This is a genomic window from Streptomyces sp. NPDC089799 (assembly GCF_040684755.1).
In the GTDB taxonomy this organism is placed as follows: domain Bacteria; phylum Actinomycetota; class Actinomycetes; order Streptomycetales; family Streptomycetaceae; genus Streptomyces.
The window spans coordinates 85,188-110,653 of sequence record NZ_JBFBGR010000014.1 but is presented as its reverse complement, the minus strand read 5'-3'; the positions used below and the strand labels follow the sequence as shown (position 1 = coordinate 110,653).

The window sequence follows — 25,466 nt, the reverse complement described above, 5'->3', positions numbered from 1 at the left end:
GCGGGGGGGCCGCGGCGGTGCTAACGCAGCACCACGCCTCCCCCGCAAATATAACACTACAGCGGGGGAGGGGCGCCCCCGCCCCCCCGGCCGCCCGCCCCTCTCCCCATCTGCTGTTCTGTACCGCGGTGGCCGGTGGCTAGCGGCGGCCGCCGTTGCCGTTGCCGTTCGTGCCGCCTCCGCCGATGATGCCCGGGTCCAGGGTGATCCCCGGGAACGGGTTCGTCGGGCCGCCGCCGGTGCCCCCGGCGGCCGGGTCGCCGGCGCCGCCGCCGATCACGCCGCCGGCGCCGTTGGTGCCACCGCCGGGCCGCCCGCCGGGCCGCCCGTCACCGGGCTTGTTGTCGCCGCCGGGCTTGCCGGGGCGCTCCGGCCGGCCGCGGCCGCCCGGAGCCGGAGGGTTGGACTCCGGCACGCTCACCTGGGTGAACCTCTCGATCGGACGCCCGGACAGCGCGCCGGACACCGCCTGCTTCCAGATCGGGCCGGGCAGACCGCCGCCGTAGACCTCCGGGTAGAACTCGCCGCCGATGGTGATGTTCTCCATCGAGACCTGCTTGGAGCCGCCCGAGCCGACCCAGGTCGCCCCGGCCATGTTCGGCGTGTACCCGACGAACCAGGCGTTGTAGCGCTCGTCCGTGGTACCGGTCTTGCCCGCGCTCTCACGGTCGCTGAGGCCCGACTGGCGGCCGGTACCCGAGTCGACCACGCCGAGCAGCAGCGTGTTGATGGTGTCGGCGGTGTTCTCCGACATCACCCGCTCGCACTTCGACTTGGGCACCGAGAGCGCCTTGCCGTGCGCGTCGGTGATCGACTGGATGGCGACGGGCGAGCAGTACGTGCCCCGGTTGGCGAAGGTCGCGTAGGCGTTGGCCATGGTCAGCGGGGACATGCCCTCGGTGCCCAGCGAGATCGCGGGCACCTGCTTGAGCTTGGTGCCGTCGGCCGGGATGACGTGGAGCTTGGTGGTCATCTCGGCGAGCGGGCACAGGCCCATCTCGCTGATCATCTCGACGAAGTAGGTGTTGACCGACATCGCCATGGCGTCCCGGAGGGAGTACGGGCCGACCTCGGACCGCTTCTCGTTCGCCACCTTGTCACGGTCCCTGACGTTCACCCACGGCTTGTCGCCGCAGGTCTCGACCGGGCTCGGGTACGGCATCTCGTACGGCGAGTTGTACATCTTGGTGGCCGGGATGCCCTGCTCGATCGCGGCCGCCGCCACGAACGGCTTGAAGGTCGAACCGGTCGGGAAGCCGAAGTTCGAGCCGCCCATCCGCTTGTCCACGGAGAAGTTGATCGTGGTTTCGTTCTTGTCGAAGCCGTACGGCTTGGACTGGCCCATGGCCATGACCTTGCCGGTGCCCGGCTCGACCAGGGTGACCGCCGTCGCGACCTTGTCGGTCTGGTCGACGTGGTCCTTGATCGACTCGTTGACCGACTCCTGTGCCTGCGGGTCCAGCGTCGTACGGATCGTCAGGCCGCCCTGGTTCCAGACCTTGGCGCGGTCCTCCCGGGTCGCCCCGAACACCGGGTCGGACAGGAAGGTGTTCTTCACGTAGTCGCAGAAGAAGCCCGCGCCCTTCGACGCGGTGATGCAGCCGTTCTTCGGCCGGGTCACCTTCAGCTTGACCGGCTTGGTCTTCGCGGCGTCCGCCTCGGCCTGCGAGACGGCCTTGGTGTCGGCCATCCGCTGGAGGACGATGTTCCGCCGCTGCATCGCCTCGGTGGAGTCGTTCACCGGGTCGTACCGGCTCGGCGACTGGACCAGTCCGGCCAGCAGTGCCGACTCCTCCAGGGTCAGGTCCTTGGCGGACTTGCTGAAGTAGCGGTGGGCCGCGGACTCGATGCCGTAGGCCTGCTGGCCGAAGTAGGTGATGTTGAGGTAGTTCTCCAGGATCTTCTTCTTGCCGAGCTCCTCCTCGACCTGGATCGAGTACTTCAGCTCGCGGATCTTGCGGCCGAGGCTCTTCTCCTGTGCCTCGCGCACCTTGGTGGAGTCGTCGCCGGCCTCTTCGACGAACACGTTCTTCACGTACTGCTGGGTCAGGGTGGACGCGCCCTGTGCGGCGCCGCCCTCCTGGGCGTTGCGGTTGACCGCGCGCAGGATGCCCTTGAGGTCGATCGCGCCGTGCTCGTAGAAGCGCGAGTCCTCGATCGAGACGATCGCCTTCTGCATGTACGGGGAGATGGCCGTGATCGGGACCACCGTCCGGTCGCGCGAGTAGACCGTCGCGATCGTGCCACCCTCGGCGTCCAGGATGGTGGTGCGCTGGCTCAACGGCGGTGTCTTGAGATTGGCCGGGATCTCGTCGAACCCCTCGACCGTGCCCTTGGCGGCCAGACCCAGGGCGCCGGCTCCGGGGATTGCGATGCCGGCGAGGACGACTCCCGAGAGAACGGACACACCGAGGAACTTGGCGGCCTGCTGACTCCCCGAGAGCCCTCCGCCCGAGCGCTTCTTTGCCATGGAAGCAGCCTACGTTCTCATTCGCCGGACACACACGAATGCCTTGGCCTAAGCTGCTCTCAACTGTCACAGCAGTGTCGGGCGACATCAACCCCTCGGCTTGATTTTCACCCTTCCCGAATGGGGTGGACTCATGTCCGAATCTTTCGCTTCCCTCGGTTGGACCTCCACCGATTACACCCGAATTGCCGGATTGGCCGGGCATGTCGCTCCATCACTCCGTCGGGTGATCTGCCGCTTACCCATAGTCCGTTCGGACCATTCAAGATTGGGCCCGTCGGGGGTGTTGCACTGTGCCTGCCTTCCGTAACGTCCTCAACTGGCAGCGGTGAATATGCCGCTGCCGCCGTGGGGGAGCCTCGATTCGGGAGAGGACGGCGCCGGCATGGGCTGGGTTACCGACTGGAGTGCGCAGGCAGCCTGCCGCACTACCGATCCGGATGAACTGTTCGTTCAAGGAGCGGCACAGAACAGGGCCAAGGCGGTGTGCACCGGGTGTCCGGTGCGTACGGAGTGCCTGGCCGACGCGCTCGACAATCGTGTCGAGTTCGGCGTGTGGGGCGGAATGACCGAGCGGGAACGTCGTGCGCTGCTGCGCAGGCGTCCCACCGTCACCTCGTGGCGACGGCTGCTCGAAACGGCCCGCACGGAGTACGAGCGCAGCACCGGCATCCTCACCGTGGATGTCGGCACGGACGTCGACGTCGCGTACGAGACCTACGCCGCGGCCGGGTAACCACCCGCCCGCGTCGCAACGTCCCGCGCTACACCACATCTCCGGCCGGCCGGGAACCGGCGGCCGCGAGCCGATCACCGATGGCCCGAAGCCCGGCGAGGTCGTGCACATCGCCGGGCAGGGCGGCCACTTCGGCCACCGCCACCTCGGGGTGCAGTGAGGCGAAGCGGTCACGCGTGCGCTGCTCGCGCGCGATCACCTGCATCCGCTCGGCATGCAGACGCAGCAGTCCGGCCGTGATCTCGTCAGCCGTCATCTCATCGGTCGTCATCTCATCGGCCGTGGTCCCGTCGGCCGTGGTCCTGTCGGCCGTCGTTCCGTCGACGGTGATCCCGTCCGCGGCCGGGGGAGTGTCCGCGCCGGAGTCACGGAGACCAGCTTTCCCGGCCTCCTGATCGACAATGCAGCCTTCTTCAAGATTCTCCGCGGCGGCCAGCGCCCGCTCCGCGGACAGCTGCGCCGCACCACTGCCGTGCACCCGGTTCAGCACCAGCCCGGCCAGCGGCATCCGTTCCTCGGCCAGCCGCTCCACGAAGTACGCGGCCTCCCGGAGCGCGTCCGGCTCGGGCGCCGCGACCACCAGGAAGGCCGTCCCCGGCGCCTGCAGCAGCCGGTACGTCGCGTCCGCGCGGGTGCGGAACCCGCCGAACATCGTGTCCATCGCGGCCACGAAGGTCTGTACGTCCTTCAGCAGCGAGGCGCCCATCAGCTTGCTCAGCGTCCCGGTCATCAGCGACATGCCGACGTTGAGGAACTTCAGCCCGGCCCGGCCGCCCACCTTCGCCGGCGCCATCAGCACCCGGATGAACTTCCCGTCCAGGAAGGACCCCAGCCGCTTCGGCGCGTCCAGGAAGTCCAGCGCGGAGCGGCTCGGCGGGGTGTCGACGATGATCAGGTCCCAGTCGTCCCGGGCACGCAGCTGCCCGAGCTTCTCCATCGCCATGTACTCCTGCGTGCCGGCGAACCCGGCGGACAGGGACTTGTAGAAGGGGTTGTCCAGGATCGCCCGGGCCCGCTCGCCGTCCGCGTGCGCCTCGACGATCTCGTCGAAGGTCCGCTTCATGTCGAGCATCATGGCGTGCAGTTCGCCGGCTCCGGGCACCCCCTCCACCCGCCGGGGGGTGTTGTCCAGCGAGTCGATCCCCATCGACTGGGCCAGCCGCCGTGCCGGATCGATCGTCAGCACGACCACCCGGCGTCCCCGTTCGGCCGCCCGCAGGCCCAGCGCCGCCGCCGTGGTCGTCTTGCCGACCCCGCCCGCGCCGCAGCACACCACGATCCGGGTCTCCGGATCGTCCAGCAGCGCGTCCACCGCCAGGGCCACCGGGGCCCCCACCCCGGCCGTCGCGACCTCGCTCACTCGTCCTCGTCCTCCCCCACCTGCTTGTGCAGCTCGGTCGCCAGCTCGTAGAGACCCGCCAGGTCCATCCCCGTACCGAGCAGCGGCAGTTCGTACGACGGCACGTCGAACCCGGCCAGTACGGCGCGCTGCCCGCGCTCCAGCGCCACCCGCTCGGCGTGCTCCGCGGCCTGCTCCAGCAGCGGCCCCACCAGCAGCTCGGCCGGCCCGCCGCGGCGGGACCCGCCGAGCCCGGCCCGCGACAGCGCCTTGGCCACCGCGGCCCGGCGCTCCCCGGACGCCGCCCGCAGGGCCTCCTCGTCCACGTGGTGCGGCCGCACCATGTTGACGATCACGCGGCCCACCGGAAGCCCGGCGGCACGCAGCTCCTCGATGCCGTCCGCGGTCTCCTGCACCGGCATCTCCTCCAGCAGCGTCACCAGGTGGACGGCGGTCTCCGGGGACTTGAGGACCCCCATCACCGCCTGTGCCTGATTGTGGATCGGCCCGAACCGGGCCAGCCCCGCCACCTCGTCGTTGACGTTGAGGAACCGCGTGATCCGCCCGGTCGGCGGAGCGTCCATCACCACGTGGTCGTAGACGAAGCGGCCCGTCTTGTCCTTGCGCCGCACCGCCTCGCACGCCTTGCCGGTCAGGAGCACGTCCCGCAGGCCCGGCGCGATGGTGGTCGCGAAGTCGATCGCGCCCAGCTTCTTCAGCGCCCGCCCGGCGGACCCCAGCTTGTAGAACATCTGCAGGTAGTCCAGGAGCGCCCGCTCCGCGTCGATGGCGAGCGCGAAGACCTCCCCGCCGCCCGGGGCCACCGCGACCTTCCGCTCCTCGTACGGGAGCGCCTCGCTCCCGAAGAGCTGCGCGATCCCCTGCCTGCCCTCCACCTCCACCAGAAGCGTCCGCCTGCCCTCGCGCGCGAGGGCCAGTGCGAGTGCCGCGGCGACCGTGGTCTTCCCGGTTCCGCCCTTGCCGCTGACCACCTGGAGCCTGCTCACAATCAACGAGCGTAACCACTCCCGCACAGGCACTACGCTCGGGCCCATGACCAAGAAGTTCGAATACGCGACGGTTCCGCTGCTCGTGCACGCCACCAAGCAGATCCTGGACACCTGGGGCGAGGACGGCTGGGAGCTCGTCCAGGTCGTGCCCGGGCCGAACAACCCCGAGCAGCTCGTGGCCTACCTCAAGCGGGAGAAGGCATGAGCGCCGTCGAGGCGAGGCTCGCCGAGCTCGGCCTGAAGCTGCCCGAGGTCGTCCCGCCGCTGGCCGCGTACCAGCCGGCGGTGCGCTCGGGCCGCTACGTGTACACCGCCGGCCAGCTGCCGATGGTCAAGGGTTCCCTCCCGCTGACCGGCAAGGTCGGCGCCGAGGTCTCCGCCGAGCAGGCCAAGGAACTGGCGGCCGTCTGCGCGCTCAACGCGCTGGCCGCGGTCAAGTCGGTCATCGGTGACCTGGACAAGGTCGTGCGGATCGTGAAGGTCGTCGGCTTCGTCGCCTCGGCCCCCGACTTCACCGGCCAGCCGGGCGTGCTGAACGGCACCAGCGAGCTGCTGGGCGAGGTGTTCGGCGAGAAGGGCGTGCACGCCCGCAGCGCCGTCGGCGTGGCGGTCCTCCCGCTGGACGCGCCGGTCGAGGTCGAGTTCCAGGTCGAGATCGCCGACTGACCCGCCCCGCACCGGGCCCGCGGCGGGGCGGGGTGCCGTCCCCGCCGCGGTGAGGTCCGGCGCCGGTGAGGTCCGGGCGCGGCGAGTCCGGCTGCGGTGGGCTTCGGGCGCGGCGAGTCCGGCCGAGGTGAGTCCGGCTGCCGTGAGGTCCGGCCGCCGTGAGGCCCCGCCGCGGTGAGGTCTCGAACATCGGCCCGGATGGTCGTAGCATCCGGCCATGTCGAAGCGTGAGCACGCCCCCGCCGCCACCCCCGCCGGAGGTCAGTGGTACCCGCCGGAATGGCCCGACCGGATCCGGGCCCTGGCCGACGGCACCCTCACCCCGGTCCCGCCCAAGCGTGCCGCCACGGTGATGCTGCTCCGCGACACGGCCGAGGGCCCCGCCGTCCACATGCTGCGCCGGCGCACCACCATGGCCTTCGCCGGAGGCGCGTACGCCTATCCGGGTGGCGGCGTGGACCCGCGCGACGAGGACCACCGCATCGGCTGGGCCGGCCCCTCCCTGGAGGAATGGGCGGACCGGCTCGGCACCGACCCCCGCACCGCCCAGGCGATCGTCTGCGGGGCGGTCCGCGAGACCTTCGAGGAGGCCGGCGTCCTGCTGGCCGGTCCGGCCGACGGCACCCTCATCCCCGACCTCACCGGCGACGACTGGGAGGCCGACCGCCTGGCCCTGGTCGCCCGGGAGCTCTCCTTCGCCGAGTTCCTCGAACGCCGCGGCCTCGTCCTGCGCTCCGACCTGCTGGGCGCCTGGGCCCGCTGGATCACCCCGGAGTTCGAGCCGCGCCGCTACGACACCTGGTTCTTCGTGGCCGCCCTGCCCGAGGGCCAGCGCACCCGCAACGCCTCCACCGAGGCCGACCGCACGGTGTGGACCCGCCCGGCCGACGCGGCCGCCGGCTACGACAAGGGCGAGCTGCTGATGATGCCGCCCACCATCGCGACCCTGCGCTCCCTGGAGCCGTACGGCACCGCGGCGGCGGCCGTCGCCGGGGCCGCGGGCCAGGACCTCACGCCGGTCCTGGCCCGCGCCACCCTCGGGGAGGACGGCGGGGTGGTGCTCAGCTGGCCCGGCCACGAGGAGTTCACCAAGCGCGTGGGACCCGCGGGAGGCACACCGTGACGAACGCAGGCGCTCTGCCCGGACAGCCCCGCGGAGTGGTCGCCTCCGGGCCGGCCACCGCCCGCGCGGTCAACGTCCTGGCCCCGAACCCGTCCGCGATGACGCTGGACGGCACCAACACCTGGCTGGTCTCCGAGCCCGGCTCCGAGCTCGCCGTGGTCATCGACCCGGGCCCGCTGGACGAGGCCCACCTGCGCGCCGTCATCGACACCGCGGAGCGGGCCGGCAAGCGGATCGCCCTCACCCTGCTCACCCACGGCCACCCCGACCACGCCGAGGGGGCCGGCCGGTTCGCCGAGCTCACCGGGACCAAGGTGCGGGCCCTCGACCCGGCCCTGCGGCTGGGCGACGAGGGCCTGGCGGCCGGGCAGACCGTCCGGGTGGGCGGGCTGGAACTGCGGGTGGTCCCCACCCCCGGCCACACCTCGGACTCGCTCTGCTTCCACCTGCCCGCCGACCGGGCGGTGCTCACCGGCGACACCATCCTCGGCCGCGGCACCACGGTGGTCGCACATCCCGACGGCCGTCTCGGCGACTACCTGGACTCCCTGCGCCGGCTGCGGTCCCTCACGGTCGACGACGGGGTGCACACGGTGCTGCCCGGCCACGGCCCGGTGCTGGACGACGCGCAGGGCGCGGTGGAGTTCTACCTCGCGCACCGGGCGCACCGGCTGGCCCAGGTGGAGACGGCCGTGGAGAACGGTTTCGCCACCCCCGAGGCGGTCGTCGCGCACGTCTACGCGGATGTGGACCGGTCCCTGTGGCCGGCCGCGGAGTGGTCCGTACGGGCCCAGCTGGAGTACCTGCGCGAGCACGGGCTGATCCCGGGCGGCCCGGAGTAACGCGCGGCTCACGAGGCCGTGTGGGGCCGGCGGCCGTGTACGCCGCCGTGTGGGCAGGCGTGCCGCAGGGCGGCACGGGTGGGCACACGGCACACCGGCGGGCGCCGGTCGCGCAGCGTGTGCCTTGACCCCGACCCCGCACAACGGGGTCGGACCCGCGCGCGAGACGCAGAGGGGGTCCCGCCCATCCCGGGCGGGACCCCCTCACACGACGTACGGCAACGCGTCAGCGCGACCGCTTCGCCAGCCGCTCCACGTCCAGCAGGATCACGGCGCGCGCCTCCAGGCGGAGCCAGCCGCGGCCCGCGAAGTCGGCCAGCGCCTTGTTCACGGTCTCGCGGGAGGCGCCGACGAGCTGCGCCAGCTCCTCCTGGGTGAGGTCGTGCACGACGTGGATGCCTTCCTCGGACTGCACGCCGAAGCGGCGCGACAGGTCCAGGAGGGCACGGGCCACACGGCCCGGGACGTCGGAGAAGACCAGGTCGGACATCTGGTCGTTGGTCTTGCGGAGGCGGCGGGCGACGGCGCGCAGCAGGGCCGTGGCCACCTCGGGGCGGGCGTTCAGCCAGGGCTGGAGGTCGCCGTGGCCCAGGCCGAGCAGCTTGACCTCGGTCAGCGCGGTGGCGGTCGCCGTGCGCGGGCCCGGGTCGAAGAGCGACAGCTCGCCGATGAGCTCGCCGGGGCCGAGCACCGCCAGCATGTTCTCGCGGCCGTCGGGGGAGGTGCGGTGCAGCTTCACCTTGCCCTCGGTGACGACGTACAGCCGGTCACCGGGGTCGCCCTCGTGGAACAGGGCGTCACCGCGTGCGAGGGTCACCTCGCCCATGGAGGCGCGGAGCTCCGCGGCCTGCTCGTCATCGAGCGCCGCGAAGAGCGGGGCGCGCCGCAGAACGTCGTCCACGAGTCTCTCTCCTATGTCGACCGGCTCAGGGGACCGTGCTCCCCATTTTGCCGGACGGTTCTAACAGTGCGATCAATCACAAGGATGCCGGACGTACGGGTGTGCTGGGTGGTGTTACCGGAGGTCCGGCCGGGTGTCACTGCCCGGGCTTAGGCTGGCGGAGTGTCCAATAAGCCGGTGAGAGCACAGGCCAAGGGGTCCGCAGGAGTGACCGCGCCCCGGAATTCAGCTGTGGGCGAACGCGACGCGACCGCGGCCCCGATCCGCCCCCAGGGCAAAGCTTCGACCAAGAAGCCTGTGGGAAAGACCAAACCGGAATCCCGCCTGGCGATGGTCCGGCGCGCCCGGCGCATCAACCGTGAGCTGGGGGAGGTCTACTACTACGCCCATCCGGAGCTCGACTTCCGGAATCCCTTCGAGCTGCTGGTCGCCACGGTCCTGTCCGCGCAGACCACCGATCTCCGGGTGAACCAGACCACCCCGGCGCTCTTCGCGAAGTACCCGACCCCCGAGGACATGGCGGTGGCCGTGCCCGAGGAACTGGAAGAGGTCATCCGGCCGACCGGGTTCTTCCGGATGAAGGCGAAGTCCCTGATGGGGCTGTCCGCCGTCCTCCGGGACGACTTCGGCGGCGAGGTGCCGGGCCGGCTGGAGGACCTGGTCAGGCTGCCGGGCGTGGGCCGCAAGACAGCGCACGTGGTCCTCGGCAATGCGTTCGGCGAACCCGGGATCACCGTGGACACCCACTTCGGGCGGCTGGTCCGCCGGTGGAAGTGGACCGAGCAGGAGGACCCGGAGAAGGTCGAGGCGGAAATCTCCGCGATCTTCCCCAAGAGCGAGTGGACGATGCTCTCGCACCGGGTGATCTTCCACGGCCGGCGGATCTGCCACGCCCGCAAGCCGGCCTGCGGAGCCTGCCCGATCGCGCCGCTCTGCCCGGCGTACGGGGAGGGCGAGACGGACCCGGAGAAGGCGAAGAAGCTGCTCAAGTACGAGATGGGCGGCTATCCCGGCCAGCGGCTGAGCCCGCCCCCGGACTATCCGGGCAAGCCGGCCCCGCCCCTGGGCGGCTCCGCGTCGCAGTAGCGGGCGGGGCTGCCGGAACGGAGCCCGGGCGTCCGGGAACGAGGCCCGGGCGTCCGGGAGCCGGGCCCGGGCGGAACGAATCACGCACCGGCCCGCGTTGCTGCGGGTACGGGTAGCACGCAGAACCACGAACGGGGTGCGTATGACAGGAGCCGACCGGAGCGGGCTCACGGACCGGACCGTGGCCGCCGACGAGGTGCGCCTGGCCGCGCACGCAGCGACGTACGAGGACGACGGCATCGTGCTCAGCGCGGCCGGGCTGCCGGACTGGCTGGAGCCCGTCGCCAGGGCGGCCCGCACCGTGCGGCCGCAGCAGCTCAGCCGGTTCCTGCCGCCCTCCGACGGCCGGGGCCGCCAGTCCGCCGTCCTCATCCTGTTCGGGGAAGGCGCGGACGGGCGGCCCGAGCTGCTGCTGATGGAGCGGGCGGGCAGCCTCCGCTCGCACGCCGGACAGCCCTCCTTCCCGGGCGGAGCCCTCGACCCCGAGGACGGGGACCCGTACGGCACGGGCCCGCTCCGTGCCGCACTGCGCGAGGCTCGGGAGGAGACCGGGCTCGACCCGGCCGGGGTGCAGCTGTTCGGGGTGCTGCCGAGCCTCTACATCCCGGTCAGCGAGTTCGTGGTGACCTCCGTGCTGGGCTGGTGGCACACCCCCAGCCCGGTCGGCGCGGTCGACCCCGCGGAGACCGCGCGGGTCTTCTCCGTGCCCGTGGCGGATCTCACGGACCCGGCACACCGGGTCACAGTGGTCCATCCGAGCGGCCACCGGGGTCCCGGCTTCGCCGTCGAATCCGCTCTGGTCTGGGGTTTTACCGCCGGGGTGATCGACCGGCTGCTGCACTACGCGGGCTGGGAAAGGCCGTGGGACCGATCACGTGAGGTCCCGCTGGACTGGCGCGCATGAGACGGTGACCCACGTGAACGTGCTGGACATCCTGCTGCTGGTCGCCGCCGTGTGGTTCGCGATCGTGGGCTATCGCCAGGGGTTCGTCGTCGGCATCCTGTCGGTGATCGGCTTCCTCGGCGGCGGCCTCATCGCCGTGTCGCTGATCCCTCTGGTCTGGGACAAGGCGACCGACAACGGGAGCCAGGTCTCCACACCGGTGGTGATCGCCGCCGTGGTCGTGATCATCATCTGTGCCTCGGTGGGACAGGCGTTCACCACCCACCTGGGCAACCGGCTCCGCCGGCAGATCACCTGGTCGCCGGCGCGGGTGGTCGACGCGACCGGCGGCGCGCTGGTCAACGTGGTGGCCATGCTCCTGGTGGCGTGGCTGATCGGTTCCGCACTCGCCGGTACGTCACTTCCCACACTGGGCAAGGAAGTACGCACCTCCAAGGTGCTGCTCGGGGTGTCCCGGGTGCTTCCCGACCAGGCCGACACCTGGTTCTCCAACTTCAGCTCCACCCTTGCCCGCAACGGCTTCCCACAGGTGTTCAGCCCGTTCTCGAACGAGCCCATCACCGAGGTGCAGGCGCCCGATCCGGCCCTGGCGAACAGCGCGGTGGCCGAACAGGCCAAGCAGTCCATCGTCAAGGTGGTGGGCACCGCCCCCAGTTGCAGCAAGGTCCTCGAAGGCACCGGCTTCGTCTTCGCGCCGGGCAAGGTGATGACCAACGCGCACGTGGTCGGCGGCGTGCTCGAACCGACCGTGCAGGTCGGCGGAGAGGGCCGGCTCTACGACGGCAAGGTGGTGCTCTACGACTGGGAGCGCGACATCGCCGTGCTGGACGTGCCCAAGCTGAAGGCGCCGCCGCTGGAGTTCACCGAGCAGGACGCCACGGGCGGCAGCGATGCCATCGTGGCCGGCTTCCCGGAGAACGGCGCGTACGACGTCCGCGCGGCGCGCGTACGCGGCCGGATCAACGCCAACGGCCCGGACATCTACCACCGGGGCACCGTGCGCCGCGACGTGTACTCGCTCTACGCGACGGTGCGGCAGGGCAATTCCGGAGGGCCGCTGCTCACGCCCGACGGCAAGGTGTACGGGGTGGTCTTCGCGAAGTCCCTCGACGACCGCAACACCGGCTACGCCCTGACCGTGGACGAGATCCGCGACGACATCAACCTCGGCGCCACGGCCCGGCAGCGGGTCGACAGCCAGGGCTGCGCCCTCTGAGGATCCGGGGCTGCGTCGCTCCGGGGCTGCGTCGCCGGGCCCGCCCCGGGCCCTAGGTGCGCGTGTGCCGCAGGCGGGCCGAGACCCAGCGGGCCCGGCGGCGCAGGATGCGGGGGATCCCAAGACGGGGGTCGTGGCCTCTCCGGCCGACCGTCTTGTGGCTGCCCGGCGCCGCTGCCGGGCGGGTCTCGCGTGCGGAGTCACCGTAGTCGTGCGTCCAGCCCATACTTCGACGTCTGCCCGTGCGCCAAGGTCGGTAACCGCCTTCGGGGCGGCCAATTGGCCTATGCGCCGGGCATGTGAACGCTTGTGGGGCGCGTGTGCGAGCGATCGTCGACCGGCCACCGACCGGCAACCGACCGGCCACCGACGGGCCGCCGGCGGGGTAGCGGCCGGTCAGCGCCTGGTCAGCGGTCGGGCTCGGGGTCCTTCAGCCAGTTGACGAGCTCGGTGGAGAAGGCCGTCGGGTCCTCCTCGTGCGGGAAGTGCCCGAGGCCGTCGAACAGCCGCCAGCGGTACGGGGCTTCGACGTACTCGCCCGAACCGGCCGCGCTGCGGGTCCGCATGACCGGGTCCAGCGAGCCGTGCAGGTGCAGGGTCGGCACCCGCACCGGGCGCTTCATCCGCCGGTTGAACTGGAACCCGTCGGGACGCGCCAGGGAACGCACCATCCACCGGTACGGCTCGATCGAGCAATGCGCCGTGGACGGGATGCAGATGGCCCGGCGGTACACCTCCAGGTCGTCCTCCTCGGGCGGCCGCGGCCCGGACCACTCGCGGATCAGTTCGCCCGCCAGCGCGCCGCCGTCCGCCTGGAGGCGCCGTTCCGGGATCCAGGGCCGCTGGAAGCCCCAGATGTGGGACCCGGCGCGGCTCTGCCCGAAGTCGGACAGCATCGCCGAGCGCCAGCGGCGCGGGTGCGGCATCGAGGAGACGACCAGCCGGCGCACCAGCTTGGGCCGCATCACGGCCGCCGTCCAGGCGAGGTAGCCGCCCAGGTCGTGGCCGACGAGGGCGGCGTCCGGCTCGCCGAGCGACCGGACGACGCCGGTGATGTCCAGGGCGAGGTTCGCCGGGTCGTACCCGCGCGGGGTGCGGTCGCTGCCGCCGACCCCGCGCAGGTCCATGGCCACCGCGCGGTAGCCGGCGTCGGCGAGCGCGGTCAGCTGGTACCGCCAGGTCCACCAGAACTGCGGGAAGCCGTGCAGCAGCAGGACCAGCGGCCCGTCACCCAGCTCGGCGACGTGGAACCTGGCGCCGTTGGCGGCCACGTCCCGGTGGGTCACCTCCCTGCCTCCGGGGATGCCGATCCGGACCGCGGACGCGGCGGTGGGCGGGGTGCTGGGATCGGGGCCGGTCGCTGTCATGACGACGAGCGTGCCACACCCACAGCCTGGTCACTGACCGGCCGCGGGTGCGGCTTGACCGTCTGGATGACGGCCGCGGTCTGCTTGACCGAGGCGATGGTCTTCTCCGGCGGCTTGACCTTCTTGAACTTGGCGACGGCGATCAGCGCGAGCAGGCCGGCGATCAGGAGGAACGCGACGCCCACGATGAGGAACGACCAGGCGAGGCCGAGTCCCAGGTTGTGGATGCCGTAGGCGGCCGCGAAGCTGAGCACGGGAAGGGAGAACAGGGCCAGGGTGCCGGCGATGCCGAAGGCCGCGCCACCGATGCCCACCCGCTTGGCGTCCTCGCGCAGCTCGGCCTTGGCGAGCGCGATCTCGTCGTGCACCAGGGCGGACATCTCGGCCGTGGCCGAGGCGACCAGCTGGCCGAGCGTGCGTTCGGCTCCCTGCGCCCCTTGGTCCGTTGCGCTCATCGCACTCTCCTCATGTCTTCGCGTCCTGTCGTCACCCAGATCATGCCGGACGACTGCTGTCGGTGCCGGACCCGGCCGCGGCTTCGGCCCTGCGGCGGTGCTCGGCGGCCTTCTCTTCGTAGATCTTCGCCATCCGCAGGTGGTACGCGGGGTTGTGCTCCTCGTAGATGTCCGGGATGCCGTCGCGGTCGTCGTCGCGCTCCTCCGCCTCGGTCAGCGCCCGGTACTTGCGGTCGCGGAGCTTGAGCAGGACGCAGGCGATGACCGCGGCGATCAGCGAGCCGATCAGGACGGCGGCCTTGATCTCGTCGGTGAGCACGGCGTCACCCGCGAAGGCGAGTTCGCCGATCAACAGGGAGACGGTGAAGCCGATGCCGGCGAGGGAGGCGACGGCGAACACGTCCGGCCAGGCGAGGTCCTCGTTGAGCGAGGCCCTGGTGAAGCGGGCGGCCAGCCAGGTGCCGCCGAAGATGCCGAGGGTCTTGCCGACGACCAGGCCGAGGACCACGCCGAGGGTCTCGGGGCGGGTGAAGACCTGGGTGATCGCCTCGTCGGAGAGGGAGACGCCGGCGGAGAACAGGGCGAACAGCGGTACGGCGAGACCGGCGGAGAGGGGCCGGACCAGGTGCTCGATGTGCTCGCCGGGAGACTGCTCCTCATCCTCCTGGCGGGTGCAGCGGAGCATCAGGCCCATGGCGACGCCGGCGATGGTGGCGTGGACCCCGCTGTTGTACATCAGGCCCCAGACGACCAGGGCGAGCGGGACGTAGACGTACCAGCCGCGGACGCCCTTGCGGAGCAGGAACCAGAACAGGACGAGGCCGGCGAAGGCGCCGCCGAGGGCCGGGAAATCGATCGTGTCGGTGAAGAACACCGCGATGATGACGATGGCGAAGAGGTCGTCGACCACGGCCAGGGTGAGCAGGAAGGCGCGCAGGGCGGACGGCAGCGAGGTGCCGATGACCGCGAGGACGGCGAGTGCGAAGGCGATGTCGGTGGCGGTCGGGACCGCCCAGCCGTCCATGAAGCCGCCCGCTGCCCGGTTGACCAGGAAGTAGACCAGGGCCGGGGCGGCCATGCCGCAGAGGGCGGCGATGACCGGGAGCGCGGCTGCCTTAAGGTCGCGGAGGTCACCCGCGACGAGCTCGCGCTTGAGCTCGATGCCGGCCACGAAGAAGAAGACGGCGAGCAGGCCGTCGGCGGCCCAGTGCTGCACCGACAGGTCCAGGCCGAGAGCGGCGGGGCCCATGTGGAAGTCGCGGACGGCGGTGTAGCCGGCGCTGATGCCGGGGGTGTTCGCCCAGATCAGGGCGGCGATCGCGGCCACCAGGAGGATCACGCCGCCGACGGTTTCGGCGCGCAGGGCGTCGGCCACGAACCGGCGCTCGGGCAGTGAGAGCCTGCCGAGCAGCTTGCGGCTCTTGTTGTCGGTGGGGCTGGGCGCGGCCACGGTGGGCACCTCCGGTCGGTCGATGGACAGGCCAAACCTGCTGCCGACCAGACTTCCCGGCACACCATTGAAGTATTTACGTACTCAATACTTTACAGGGGGTAGTGCGGGGTGTGCTGCGAGATCTAGCGCGAATCGGGTGTGGGGTGCATTTGCTGCATTGGGTGCATTGGGTGCGTTGAGTGCGTTGGTCACACCTTAAGTGCGGAAGGGGCATCCGGCGCGAGATGCGCCGGATGCCCCTTCCGTGGTGCGGGCCCGTGGTTTCGCGGGCCCGTGCCGGTCAGTCCTCGGTGGCCGCGGAGGGCAGCTTGGACTGGATGAGGTCCATGACCGAGGAATCGGTCAGCGTGGTGACGTCGCCCAGTTCCCGGTTCTCGGCCACGTCGCGCAGCAGACGGCGCATGATCTTGCCGGACCGGGTCTTGGGCAGCTCGGCGACCGGGAGGACGCGCTTGGGCTTGGCGATCGGTCCGAGGGTGGCGCCCACGTGGTCGCGCAGCTCGGCGACGAGCGAGTCGTTCTCGGAGGCGTTGCCGCGCAGGATCACGAACGCGACGATCGCCTGGCCGGTGGTCTCGTCGGCGGCGCCGACGACGGCCGCCTCGGCGACCGCCGGGTGCGAGACCAGGGCCGACTCGACCTCGGTGGTCGAGATGTTGTGGCCCGACACCAGCATCACGTCGTCGACCCGGCCGAGCAGCCAGATGTCGCCGTCGTCGTCCTTCTTGGCGCCGTCGCCGGCGAAGTACCGGCCCTCGAAGCGCGACCAGTAGGTGTCGATGTACCGCTGGTCGTCGCCCCAGATGGTGCGCAGCATCGACGGCCACGGCTCGGTCAGCACCAGGTAGCCGCCCCCGCCGTCGGGCACCTCGCGGGCCTCGTCGTCCACCACGGTGGCGGAGATGCCGGGCAGCGGACGCTGGGCCGAGCCCGGCTTGGTCTCCGTCACGCCGGGCAGCGGGGAGATCATCATGGCGCCGGTCTCGGTCTGCCACCAGGTGTCCACGACGGGGCAGCGGTCGCCGCCGATGTGCTTGCGGTACCAGACCCACGCCTCGGGGTTGATGGGTTCGCCGACGGAGCCCAGCACGCGCAGCGAGGACAGGTCGAACTTGGCGGGGATGTCGTCGCCCCACTTCATGAACGTCCGGATGGCCGTGGGCGCCGTGTAGAGGATGGTGACGCCGTACTTCTGCACGACCTCCCAGAACCGTCCCTGGTGCGGGGTGTCCGGGGTGCCCTCGTACATGACCTGGGTGGCGCCGTTGGCGAGCGGGCCGTAGACGATGTACGAGTGGCCGGTCACCCAGCCGATGTCGGCCGTGCACCAGTAGACGTCGGTCTCCGGCTTGAGGTCGAAGACCGCGTGGTGGGTGTACGCCGCCTGGGTGAGGTAGCCGCCCGAGGTGTGCAGGATGCCCTTCGGCTTCCCCGTCGTGCCGGACGTGTACAGGATGAAGAGCGGGTGCTCGGCCCCGAAGGCCTGCGGGGTGTGTTCGGTGGACTGGCGGCCGACGAGCTCGTGCCACCAGACGTCCCGGCCCTCGGTGAACTCGGTCTCCTGGCCGGTGCGCCGCACCACCAGCACGTTCTTGACCTGCGGGCACTTGGCGACGGCCTCGTCGATGGCCGGCTTGAGGGCGCTCGCCTTGCCGCGCCGGTAGCCGCCGTCGGCGGTGATGACCAGCTTGGCGTCGGCGTCCTGGATGCGGGAGGCGACGGCGTCGGCGGAGAAGCCTCCGAAGACCACCGAGTGGGCGGCCCCGAGACGGGCGCAGGCCAGCATCGCGACGACGGCCTCGGGGATCATCGGCAGGTAGACGGCGACCCGGTCGCCGGCCTGCACGCCCAGCTCGGTGAGGGCGTTGGCGGCCCGCGAGACCTCGTCCTTGAGCTGCGCGTAGGTGATCGTGCGGCTGTCGCCGGGCTCGCCCTCGAAGTGGATGGCGACCCGGTCGCCGTGGCCGGCCTCGACGTGCCGGTCGACGCAGTTGTACGCGACGTTCAGTGTGCCGTCCGCGAACCACTTCGCGAAGGGCGGGTTGGTCCAGTCGAGCGTCTCGGTCGGCTCGGTGGCCCAGGTCAGCCGCCGGGCCTGCTCGGCCCAGAAGCCCAGCCTGTCGGCGTCCGCCTGCTCGTACGCCTCGGCCGTGACGTTCGCGGCGGCGGCGAGCGCGGCGGGCGGCGCGAATCGCCGCTCCTCCTTCAAGAGGTTGGCCAGGCTTTCGTTGCTCACGACATCTCCCTTTCCCAGGGTGTCCGTTGTGTCCCCGGGCATAGCTCATCAGGCGGAGGCCCCGGTGACAAGGGGTAACCGGAAAATTGGTTTAGACCTATACTCCGGGCGGCCGAATCGATGCTGGTTACCGCACCCGAGGACGCCTCGACGGGCTTCCTGGGGACGCGGACGGCCCCCTCCTGCTGCAGGGTGCAGGGGGGGCCGCACGGTTGCACGGATCAGGGAGCGTACCGGTTCAGGCGGACGCTCCGGCCGGCTCGGGTGACTCGCGCAGGTCCGTGGGCGTGACGCTGTCGAAGACCTGGCAGTCGTAGAAGTCCTGCCCCTCGGACAGCAGGTAGGCCTGGGCCTCGCCCACGTGGAAGTACATCCCGTGGAGCTCCAGCGTGCCTTCCGCCAGCCGTCGCGCCACCGCCTCGTGCGCCCGCAGGTGCTCCAGCTGCTGGACCACGTTGGTCAGGCACAGCTGCTCCACCGCGTCCGCCGGCAGCCGGCCCGAGATCCGGGCCCACGCGTGGTGCCGGCTGGCCATCCGCTCCACGCTCGGCCGCCCGTGCCGCAGCCAGCGGCGGAGCGGGGTCGTCGGCATCCCGGGGGAGGAGTTGAGCAGCGCCTGCATCGCCCCGCAGCCGGAGTGCCCGCACACGGTGATGCTGTCCACCTTGAGCACGTCCACGGCGTATTCGATGGCGGCCGCCACCGAGTCGTCCTCGTACTCGGCGCCGGGCAGCGGTACCAGGTTGCCGACGTTGCGGACGGTGAACAGGTCGCCCGGCCCACTGGACGTGATCATGCTGGTGACCAGCCGGGAGTCGGCGCAGGTCAGGAAGAGCTGGGAGGGGCGCTGCCCCTCGCGCGCCAGCCGGGCCAGTTCGCCCCGGACCCGCGGGGCGGTGTCCCGCTGGAACGCGCTGATCCCGCTGGCCAGCCGGCCCCCGCCGCGCAGCGGCTCGGCGGCCGGTTCGGCCGGGCGCTGGTCGCAGTGGTTCTGCCAGGGCGTCCAGGGCCGGCAGCACTGGTGCGCCCCGCGCGGCCCCGGAGTCTGCCCCTCACCGGTCCGGGTGGCCAGGGAACGGCCCGTCACCTCCACCGAACCGCCGTGCGCCACATGGGAGTCCTGCCAGTCCTGCAGGGTCTCGTACGCCGCGTGGTCCATGAAGGAACCGTCCAGCTCGATCACCGTGTGCGTCTGGTGGGGGACCTGGCCCAGCACCCGGCTCAGCCGGGGCACCGCCAGGAAGGTGAGCTGGCCGCGCGCCCGCACCCGGTGCACTCCTTCGGCCTCCTCCACGGTGATCCGGGTCCGGGCCAGCCGGTGCAGGGCGACGGCCACCGCCACCGCGATGCCGACGGCCACCCCTTCCAGTACGCCGCCCAGCACCACGGCCACCAGCGTGGCCGCGTAGACCGGGAACTCGCGGTGCCGGGTGACGCTCCGCACGTGGGTGATGTTGACCATCTGGATGCCGACCGCCATCACCAGCGCGGCCAGGGCCGCCAGCGGGATGAGGTCCAGCACCGGCACCAGCAGCGCGGCCGCCAGCACGATCCACAGGCCGTGCATCATCGACGACCTCCGGCTGACCGCACCGGACTTGACGTTCGCCACGCTGCGCACCGCCACGCCGGTGACGGGCAGCCCGCCGAGCGCGCCGGACACGATGTTCGCCGCGCCCTGGCCGCGCAGTTCCCGGTCGAGGTCGGCGCGGGGCGGGCGGTTCTCCGTCCCCCGCTCGGTGGCGATCAGCTTGTCGGTCGCCACGGACGACAGCAGCGACTCCACGCTGCCGACGAGGGTGATCGTCAGGACGGCGGCGATGATGCCCAGCACGGGCCCTTCGGGCAGTTCGGGGAGGGCGTGGCTGCTCCACGAGGGCAGGTCCACCCGGGGCAGGCTGAGCCCGGCGACAGCGGCGAGAGTGGTGGCCGCCGCCACCGCGGCGAGGGCCGGCGGCACCCGGCCCAGCAGCCGTCCGGCCCGGCCCGGCAGCCGTGGCCAGGTGAGCAGGACGACCAGGGTCAGGGCACTGATGCCGAGCGCCGCCGGATGCGGATCGGCCAGCTGGTCGGGCAGGCCGAGGACATTGGCCACGGGCGAGCTCTGCGGGGTGCCGCCGAGGACGATGTGCAGCTGGGCGAGCGCGATGGTCACGCCGATGCCCGCGAGCATGCCGTGCACGATGGCCGGGCTGACCATCAGTGCGGACCGGGCGGTGCGCAGCATGGCGAGTCCCAGCTGGCAGATGCCGGCGAGCACGGTGACGGCGCAGGTCGTGCGCCATCCGTAGCGCTGGATCAACTCGGCTGTGACGACGGTGAGTCCGGCGGCGGGGCCGCTCACCTGGAGCGGTGCGCCGCCGAACCACCCGGCGACGATCCCGCCGGCCGCCGCGGCCACCAGGCCCGCCTGGAGGGGCGCGCCGGTGGCCAGGGCGATGCCGAGCGAAAGCGGCAAGGCGATCAGAAAGACGGTCAGGGATGCGGAGAGGTCCGCGGTGCGGGGGTTGGTCATAGGTCCCGTCTCCTCTGGGCACGGAGGGTGAAGCGGCGGGAGTCTCAACACTAGGTAAATGGATGGTAATGGAGAGTAAAGGCTGCGACGCGGCAAACCAGGCAAATGGCCTAGAAGTTCCCTCCCAAGGGTGATTAAGCATTTTGTCCGGCTTGTCACACATTCCTTAAAGGCGTCTGCGTGGGAGGTTGCGCGCGGAAGCAGCGTCAGCGAGGAGAGGTGGGCGAATGACGGCCGCCAACAAGAAGATCGCCGGCAGTCTGGTCGCCGCGGCCCTGGTCCTGGGCGTCGCCGGATGCAGCTCGGACGGGTCCGACAGGGACCGGGGCGGCCGGAACGGCCCCAAGCAGGGAGTCGCGGCCCCCGAGGCACCCGGCAGCGTGCTGCGGCTGATCGGCGACGGCTCGACCTCGTACACCGGCCCGCAGCCGAACGTGCGGAAGCCGCAGAAGCTCAAGCCCGGTGAGACGCCGCCGCAGTTCGTGGTGTTCTCCTGGGACGGCGCGGGAGAGGACAGCCAGAAGCTCTTCTCGCACTTCCGCCGGGTGGGCAAGGAGCACAACGCCCGGATGACGTACTTCCTCAGCGGGGTGTACATGCTTCCCGAGGAGAAGCGTTCCCTCTACACCGGTCCCCAGCACGCCCCCGGCCGCTCCGACATCGGCTTCGGCGACCCGGAGGGCATCCGTGCCACCGCCACCCAGGTCCGCGAGGCGTGGCAGGAGGGCAACGAGATCGGCACCCACTTCAACGGCCACTTCTGCGGACCCGACGGCGGGGTCGGCACCTGGTCGGTCGAGGAGTGGCGGAGCGAGATCCAGCAGGCCAAGTCCTTCGTCAAGAACTGGAAGACCAACTCCGGGCTCCGGCAGGAGAAGGCCCTCCCCTTCGACTACGACAAGGAGCTCATCGGCGCCCGCACCCCCTGCCTCGAAGGCCAGAAGAACTTCATGCTGGCCGCCAAGAACATGGGCTTCCGCTACGACTCCAGCGGCATCAGCAAGCAGCAGTGGCCCAAGAAGACGGACGGGCTGTGGGACGTCCCGCTCCAGCTGGTCCCCATCCCCGGGCGGGCCATCGAGACGCTGAGCATGGACTACAACTTCATGGTCAACCAGTCCGGCACCACATCCCAGGGCGACCCCGCGCAGCACGACTACTGGGGCAACCAGCTGCGCGACGGACTGATCCAGGCGTTCGACCGCGCCTACCGCGGCAACCGGGCACCGCTGATCATCGGGAACCACTTCGAGTCCTGGAACGGCGGCACGTACATGCGCGCCATCGAGGAGACCATCAAGTTCGTCTGCGTACAGAAGGACGTCCGCTGCGTGCCCTTCCGCGAACTCGTGGACTGGCTGGACGCCCAGGACCCCAAGCACATCGACTGGATGCGGACGCTCGACGTCGGCGAGGCGCCGAAGGCGGGCTGGGCCAGGTTCCTGGCCTCCGGTCCGGCGCCGTCACCGGCGCCGGCCGGTCCCCCGGCGCCCCCGGGGGTCAAGCCGGCTGATGAACAGGAAGGGGAGTAGCGGCCCGCTGCTCGCCCAGGACGAACCCGGGGTCGATCTGCGCCGCCAGGTCGGCCCCGGTCTTCGCGTTGCCCCAGCTCTCGGCGTTCCGCAGGTGGAAGTGCACCATCTGCTCGGTGTACCGGGCCCAGTCGCGCTCGGCGTGGGAGGCGTCCGCCACCTCCCGCAGCAGCCGCAGGGCCGCCCGGTTCTCCGGCTCCAGCAGCCCGAACGGCCGCGGACGGCCCTTCTCCATCGCCCGCACCCAGTCCGAGTGGCCGACGGTGGCGAGGAGGTCCGCACCGGTCTCCGCGCGCAGGAACTCGATGTCGTCCGGACCCTGCACCTTGTTGCCGATGACCTTCAGGGCCACCCCGAAGTCCCTTGCGTACTCCTTGTACTGGCGGTAGACGGAGACCCCCTTGAGGGTCGGCTCGGCGACCAGGAAGGTCATGTCGAACCGGGTGAACATGCCGGAGGCGAACGAGTCCGAACCGGCGGTCATGTCGACCACCACGTACTCGCCCGGGCCGTCGACCAGGTGGTTGAGGCAGAGCTCGACCGCGCCGACCTTCGAGTGGTAGCAGGCCACGCCCAGGTCGGAATCGGTGAACGGCCCGGTCGCCATGAGCCGTACCGCGTTGCAGCCGCGGGACCCTCCGCTCCCGGAGGTGCCGGCGGCCGGGTCGGTCCGGGCGGCCCCGTCCGGCCCGTCCAGGACCACCGGGCGGGCGCACGCCTCGTAGACCGGGTTGTCCTCGCACACCCGCAGCAGACGGGAACCGCTGCCGGGCGGCGTGGTCTTGATCATCGTCTCGGCGGACGCGATGCGCGGGTTGGTGCCGCGCAGGTACTCCTTGATCAGCGGGAGGTGCGCCCCCATGGCGGGCAGCGCGGCGGCCTCCTGCTCGGTGAGTCCGAGGGCGGCCCCGAGGTGCTGGTTGATGTCGGCGTCCACCGCGACGACCGGGGCTCCACTGGCGGCGAGGTGGCGGATGAAGAGGGAGGACAGCGTCGTCTTGCCGCTGCCGCCCTTTCCCACGAAAGCGATCTTCATGTTCACCTAGCGTAGTGCGATCGTCGCGCATCGTGGTCGAAGTGAGTGAAGAAGACCACTCGAAGGTGGTGTCGGTGCTAGGGGCGGACAGTGCGTAGGCTCCCTACTTATGAGTACGTCAGCCGATCCGCTCGCCGCCCTCGCGGGCCTGCCGGGCGTGCCCGAGTCCGTGGAGTCCGTACGCAAGGCCGTGGACCGCGTCTACGGCCACCGCGTGATGCGCCGCCGCAGCACGGAGGTCTCCTCCGAGGCGGCGCTGCGCGGAGCGCGCGGCAGCGCGGCACTGTCGGGCGCGGACTGGGCGCTGGAGGAGGTGCGGCGACGCACCGACTTCGGCTCCGAGGCCGAGGCCAGGACGGTCGGCGCGGCGCTGCGGCTGACCGCCGAGGCGGGCCAGCTCCTGAGCATCTGGCGGCAGTCGCCGCTGAGGGTGCTGGCCCGGCTGCACCTGGTCGCGGCGGGTTCCGCGGTGCCCGGTGACACGGTGGGCCGGCCCAGGCTCCCGGGCGAGCCGGTGGATGAGCCCCTGGTGGAGCTGCCGCTGCCGGGCGCGCAGGAAGTGGCGGGTCGGCTGGAGGGCCTCTCGCAGCTGGTGATCGCCGGAGGGTCCGCCCCGGCGCTGGTCACGGCCGCGGTGGTGCACGGCGAACTGCTGGCCCTGCGGCCGTTCGGCTCGTACAACGGGGTGGTGGCGCGGACCGCCGAGCGGATCGTGCTGATCAACAGCGGTCTGGACCCGAAGGCGATCTGCCCGGCCGAGGTCGGCCACGCGGAGCTGGGCCGGGCGGCGTACCTGGCCGCCCTGGACGGGTACGTGTCCGGGACCCCCGAGGGCGTTGCGGCCTGGATCGCGCACTGCGGGAAGGCGGTCGAGCTCGGGGTCCGGGAGTCCACGGCGGTGTGCGAGGCGCTGCAGCGCGGCGCGGCCTGAGGGTCCGGCCGTCCGGACACGGGTTGCGGCGACACCGTTACTGCTCATGGTGTCGCCGCTGGCATTCGCGCCCAGTTACCAAGCGTCCTCGATATGTGCCCATCAGGTCGGGATCTCTGCCCGGTTCCCTGGTGCGGCTGGCCCGTAATCGACGGGTCGACGTCGCGTGGGTGCCAAGCGTTCCTGCATTCGGTCCGTGGGCCTTTGCTGCGTTCTAAAGATGATCCTCTCGGATGTTCTTCGGTCTCGCGGGCCGTGACTCCTTTGTACCTCGCTTCCGGAACAAGTGGTACCCCTGGCCGCACATCTTTACTTTCGATGTCAATCAAGGGCGAATCGGACAGCCCGCGTCGCCCCAGGTCAGCAGGGGCGACGTACGGGCCGTCCGGCTCGACGGGACACTCCGGCGGTGTCAGGCGAGGGTGTTGGCGCGCCGGCGGCTCGCGTACCAGACGAGGCCGGCGGTGGCTGCCGCCGCGCCGACCGCGGCAGCGGCGACCAGGGCCGGGCGAGCCGGCATGGACAGGGCGGGCAGCCGCTGCTTGAGCCGGACCGGCCGGCTGAACACGAGGACCGGCCATGCGCGGGCGACGGCCTCCTTGCGCAGCGCCCGGTCCGGGTTGACCGCGTGCGGGTAGCCGACCGCCTCCAGCATCGGGACGTCCGTGACGGAGTCGCTGTACGCGTAGCAGCGCGAGAGGTCGTAGCCCTCGGACTCGGCCAGCTCGCGCACGGCCTCCGCCTTGGTGGGGCCGTAGGCGTAGTACTCGATCTCGCCGGTGAAGCAGCCGTCCTCGCCGACGACCATGCGGGTCGCCACGACGCGGTCGGCGCCGAGCATATCGCCGATCGGCTCGACCACCTCGGCTCCGGAGGTCGAGACGATCACCACGTCGCGGCCCGCCGTGTGGTGGGCCTCGATCAGCGAGGCGGCCTCGTCGTAGATGATCGGGTCGATGAGGTCGTGCAGGGCTTCGGCGACGATCTCCTTCACCTGTCGGACGTTCCAGCCCTTGCAGAGGGCGGAGAGGTACTCCCTCATCCGCTCCATCTGATCGTGGTCGGCGCCGCCGGCCAGGAAGATGAACTGGGTGTACGCGGTGCGCAGGACCGCCCGCCGGTTGATCAGCCCGCCCTGGTAGAAGGACTTGCTGAACGTCAGTGTGCTCGACTTCGCAATGACCGTCTTGTCCAGGTCGAAGAAGGCTGCAGTGCGAGGCAAGGAGTGCGACAAGGACTGGTTTTCCACGAGCCGAGCATATGCGCCCACCATTCGGCGTAAGGTGTGGCGCGTGGGTTTGCCTGAGAAGGCTCTCGGGTACACCATGGAAGTCACGGATCGTTCGCGACCGTGCTAACCCGGTCCGACTCCTCCCCCCCCGAGTCGGCCGTGGGGACGACCCCCGCTCTCCCCCCCGGCGGGGGTCGTCGCATGTCCGGGCACGGTTGACGCCCCGGCCTTCTCCTCCGAGAGATCACTTCCAGGGCCTTGCCGCCCTCCTTCGGCCTGCGCGACCGCGGACTCCGATCCGCCGGATTCGTCACTGTGCGTAGTCGATGCGGTGCGCTCCGGAACTCGTCCGGGAGGGTGATCGAGTTATTCACAGGGATCTCGGTATCCACAGTTCTTGAGCAAGATCCACTTCTT

Annotated in this window: 21 protein-coding genes; 10 read left to right on the top strand and 11 right to left on the bottom strand. The window is 71.1% G+C overall.

The window, feature by feature from the left end:
• Positions 1 to 139: 139 nt before the first annotated feature.
• Complete coding sequence (locus AB0O36_RS17915; RefSeq protein WP_365110839.1) at positions 140 to 2,470, bottom strand: transglycosylase domain-containing protein; 2,331 nt, start codon at positions 2,468 to 2,470, stop codon at positions 140 to 142.
• A 385-nt stretch (positions 2,471 to 2,855) separates the two neighbouring features.
• Here AB0O36_RS17915 and AB0O36_RS17910 point away from each other — a divergent pair, with 385 nt between their 5' ends.
• Positions 2,856 to 3,206, top strand: coding sequence for a WhiB family transcriptional regulator (locus AB0O36_RS17910; RefSeq protein ID WP_365111031.1), 351 nt, complete (start codon positions 2,856 to 2,858; stop codon positions 3,204 to 3,206).
• 28 nt (positions 3,207 to 3,234) lie between these two features.
• Here the strand turns inward: AB0O36_RS17910 and AB0O36_RS17905 are convergent, their stop codons facing one another.
• The gene (locus AB0O36_RS17905) at positions 3,235 to 4,566 is read right to left on the bottom strand and encodes an ArsA family ATPase (RefSeq protein WP_365110837.1); all 1,332 of its coding nucleotides are present in this window, start codon (positions 4,564 to 4,566) and stop codon (positions 3,235 to 3,237) included.
• Entirely contained in the window at positions 4,563 to 5,552 is a 990-nt protein-coding gene (locus AB0O36_RS17900; protein ID WP_365110834.1) for an ArsA-related P-loop ATPase, read from the bottom strand. The genes AB0O36_RS17905 and AB0O36_RS17900 overlap by 4 nt, the downstream gene beginning before the upstream one ends.
• A 46-nt stretch (positions 5,553 to 5,598) precedes the next feature.
• Here AB0O36_RS17900 and AB0O36_RS17895 point away from each other — a divergent pair, with 46 nt between their 5' ends.
• The 4 genes from AB0O36_RS17895 to AB0O36_RS17880 all read left to right on the top strand — a co-directional run bounded on the left by AB0O36_RS17895 (position 5,599) and on the right by AB0O36_RS17880 (position 8,186).
• Complete coding sequence (locus AB0O36_RS17895; RefSeq protein ID WP_007264966.1) at positions 5,599 to 5,760, top strand: DUF4177 domain-containing protein; 162 nt, start codon at positions 5,599 to 5,601, stop codon at positions 5,758 to 5,760.
• A complete protein-coding gene (locus tag AB0O36_RS17890; RefSeq protein WP_365110831.1) occupies positions 5,757 to 6,221 on the top strand; it encodes a RidA family protein in 465 nt (154 codons plus the stop codon). The genes AB0O36_RS17895 and AB0O36_RS17890 overlap by 4 nt, the downstream gene beginning before the upstream one ends.
• Before the next feature lie 217 nt (positions 6,222 to 6,438).
• A complete protein-coding gene (locus AB0O36_RS17885) occupies positions 6,439 to 7,344 on the top strand; it encodes an NUDIX hydrolase (protein ID WP_365110828.1) in 906 nt (301 codons plus the stop codon).
• Complete coding sequence (locus AB0O36_RS17880) at positions 7,341 to 8,186, top strand: MBL fold metallo-hydrolase (protein WP_365110826.1); 846 nt, start codon at positions 7,341 to 7,343, stop codon at positions 8,184 to 8,186. The genes AB0O36_RS17885 and AB0O36_RS17880 overlap by 4 nt, the downstream gene beginning before the upstream one ends.
• A 226-nt stretch (positions 8,187 to 8,412) precedes the next feature.
• Here AB0O36_RS17880 and AB0O36_RS17875 read toward each other — a convergent pair whose 3' ends face one another.
• Positions 8,413 to 9,087 (bottom strand): Crp/Fnr family transcriptional regulator, encoded by a 675-nt coding sequence (locus AB0O36_RS17875; protein ID WP_003981529.1) that lies wholly within the window; start codon positions 9,085 to 9,087, stop codon positions 8,413 to 8,415.
• 261 nt (positions 9,088 to 9,348) lie between these two features.
• Here AB0O36_RS17875 and nth point away from each other — a divergent pair, with 261 nt between their 5' ends.
• The 3 genes from nth to AB0O36_RS17860 all read left to right on the top strand — a co-directional run bounded on the left by nth (position 9,349) and on the right by AB0O36_RS17860 (position 12,293).
• A complete protein-coding gene (nth, locus tag AB0O36_RS17870; protein ID WP_365111028.1) occupies positions 9,349 to 10,173 on the top strand; it encodes an endonuclease III in 825 nt (274 codons plus the stop codon).
• A 142-nt stretch (positions 10,174 to 10,315) separates the two neighbouring features.
• A complete protein-coding gene (locus AB0O36_RS17865; protein WP_365110823.1) occupies positions 10,316 to 11,077 on the top strand; it encodes a CoA pyrophosphatase in 762 nt (253 codons plus the stop codon).
• A gap of 13 nt (positions 11,078 to 11,090) precedes the next feature.
• Positions 11,091 to 12,293 (top strand): MarP family serine protease, encoded by a 1,203-nt coding sequence (locus AB0O36_RS17860; RefSeq protein WP_365111025.1) that lies wholly within the window; start codon positions 11,091 to 11,093, stop codon positions 12,291 to 12,293.
• A gap of 407 nt (positions 12,294 to 12,700) precedes the next feature.
• On the opposite strand, the gene AB0O36_RS17855 is transcribed toward AB0O36_RS17860, so the two are convergent.
• The 5 genes from AB0O36_RS17855 to AB0O36_RS17835 all read right to left on the bottom strand — a co-directional run bounded on the left by AB0O36_RS17855 (position 12,701) and on the right by AB0O36_RS17835 (position 20,319).
• Entirely contained in the window at positions 12,701 to 13,660 is a 960-nt protein-coding gene (locus AB0O36_RS17855; RefSeq protein WP_365110820.1) for an alpha/beta hydrolase, read from the bottom strand.
• The gene (locus AB0O36_RS17850; protein WP_365110817.1) at positions 13,657 to 14,115 is read right to left on the bottom strand and encodes a phage holin family protein; all 459 of its coding nucleotides are present in this window, start codon (positions 14,113 to 14,115) and stop codon (positions 13,657 to 13,659) included. Before AB0O36_RS17850 ends, AB0O36_RS17855 begins: the two co-directional genes overlap by 4 nt.
• Before the next feature lie 40 nt (positions 14,116 to 14,155).
• A complete protein-coding gene (gene nhaA, locus AB0O36_RS17845) occupies positions 14,156 to 15,565 on the bottom strand; it encodes a Na+/H+ antiporter NhaA (RefSeq protein WP_365110814.1) in 1,410 nt (469 codons plus the stop codon).
• A 283-nt stretch (positions 15,566 to 15,848) separates the two neighbouring features.
• The gene (acs, locus tag AB0O36_RS17840; RefSeq protein ID WP_365110811.1) at positions 15,849 to 17,846 is read right to left on the bottom strand and encodes an acetate--CoA ligase; all 1,998 of its coding nucleotides are present in this window, start codon (positions 17,844 to 17,846) and stop codon (positions 15,849 to 15,851) included.
• A 196-nt stretch (positions 17,847 to 18,042) separates the two neighbouring features.
• The gene (locus tag AB0O36_RS17835) at positions 18,043 to 20,319 is read right to left on the bottom strand and encodes a SulP family inorganic anion transporter (protein ID WP_365110809.1); all 2,277 of its coding nucleotides are present in this window, start codon (positions 20,317 to 20,319) and stop codon (positions 18,043 to 18,045) included.
• A 227-nt stretch (positions 20,320 to 20,546) separates the two neighbouring features.
• Between AB0O36_RS17835 and AB0O36_RS17830 the strand changes: the two genes are divergently transcribed.
• Positions 20,547 to 21,851: a hypothetical protein gene (locus AB0O36_RS17830; RefSeq protein WP_365110806.1), complete on the top strand. Its 1,305-nt coding sequence runs from the start codon at positions 20,547 to 20,549 to the stop codon at positions 21,849 to 21,851.
• Here AB0O36_RS17830 and AB0O36_RS17825 read toward each other — a convergent pair.
• A complete protein-coding gene (locus AB0O36_RS17825; RefSeq protein WP_365110804.1) occupies positions 21,820 to 22,887 on the bottom strand; it encodes an ATP-binding protein in 1,068 nt (355 codons plus the stop codon). The genes AB0O36_RS17830 and AB0O36_RS17825 overlap by 32 nt on opposite strands.
• 109 nt (positions 22,888 to 22,996) lie before the next feature.
• Here AB0O36_RS17825 and AB0O36_RS17820 point away from each other — a divergent pair, with 109 nt between their 5' ends.
• Positions 22,997 to 23,818, top strand: coding sequence for an oxidoreductase (locus AB0O36_RS17820; protein WP_365110802.1), 822 nt, complete (start codon positions 22,997 to 22,999; stop codon positions 23,816 to 23,818).
• A 412-nt stretch (positions 23,819 to 24,230) separates the two neighbouring features.
• Here AB0O36_RS17820 and AB0O36_RS17815 read toward each other — a convergent pair whose 3' ends face one another.
• Entirely contained in the window at positions 24,231 to 25,091 is an 861-nt protein-coding gene (locus AB0O36_RS17815; protein WP_365110800.1) for an HAD-IB family hydrolase, read from the bottom strand.
• Positions 25,092 to 25,466 lie beyond the last annotated feature (375 nt).

Bases quoted from the DNA above. Each gene is read 5' to 3' on its own strand.
- AB0O36_RS17820 (WP_365110802.1), top strand. From the start codon at position 22,997: ATGAGTACGTCAGCCGATCCGCTCGCCGCCCTCGCGGGCCTGCCGGGC.
- AB0O36_RS17835 (WP_365110809.1), bottom strand. From the start codon at position 20,319: ATGACCAACCCCCGCACCGCGGACCTCTCCGCATCCCTGACCGTCTTT.
- AB0O36_RS17855 (WP_365110820.1), bottom strand. From the start codon at position 13,660: ATGACAGCGACCGGCCCCGATCCCAGCACCCCGCCCACCGCCGCGTCC.
- acs (WP_365110811.1), bottom strand. From the start codon at position 17,846: ATGCCCGGGGACACAACGGACACCCTGGGAAAGGGAGATGTCGTGAGC.
- AB0O36_RS17885 (WP_365110828.1), top strand. From the start codon at position 6,439: ATGTCGAAGCGTGAGCACGCCCCCGCCGCCACCCCCGCCGGAGGTCAG.
- AB0O36_RS17915 (WP_365110839.1), bottom strand. From the start codon at position 2,470: ATGGCAAAGAAGCGCTCGGGCGGAGGGCTCTCGGGGAGTCAGCAGGCC.
- AB0O36_RS17830 (WP_365110806.1), top strand. From the start codon at position 20,547: ATGACGGCCGCCAACAAGAAGATCGCCGGCAGTCTGGTCGCCGCGGCC.
- AB0O36_RS17910 (WP_365111031.1), top strand. From the start codon at position 2,856: ATGGGCTGGGTTACCGACTGGAGTGCGCAGGCAGCCTGCCGCACTACC.
- AB0O36_RS17890 (WP_365110831.1), top strand. From the start codon at position 5,757: ATGAGCGCCGTCGAGGCGAGGCTCGCCGAGCTCGGCCTGAAGCTGCCC.
- AB0O36_RS17850 (WP_365110817.1), bottom strand. From the start codon at position 14,115: ATGAGCGCAACGGACCAAGGGGCGCAGGGAGCCGAACGCACGCTCGGC.
- AB0O36_RS17815 (WP_365110800.1), bottom strand. From the start codon at position 25,091: ATGGTGGGCGCATATGCTCGGCTCGTGGAAAACCAGTCCTTGTCGCAC.
- AB0O36_RS17865 (WP_365110823.1), top strand. From the start codon at position 10,316: ATGACAGGAGCCGACCGGAGCGGGCTCACGGACCGGACCGTGGCCGCC.
- AB0O36_RS17825 (WP_365110804.1), bottom strand. From the start codon at position 22,887: ATGAAGATCGCTTTCGTGGGAAAGGGCGGCAGCGGCAAGACGACGCTG.
- AB0O36_RS17895 (WP_007264966.1), top strand. From the start codon at position 5,599: ATGACCAAGAAGTTCGAATACGCGACGGTTCCGCTGCTCGTGCACGCC.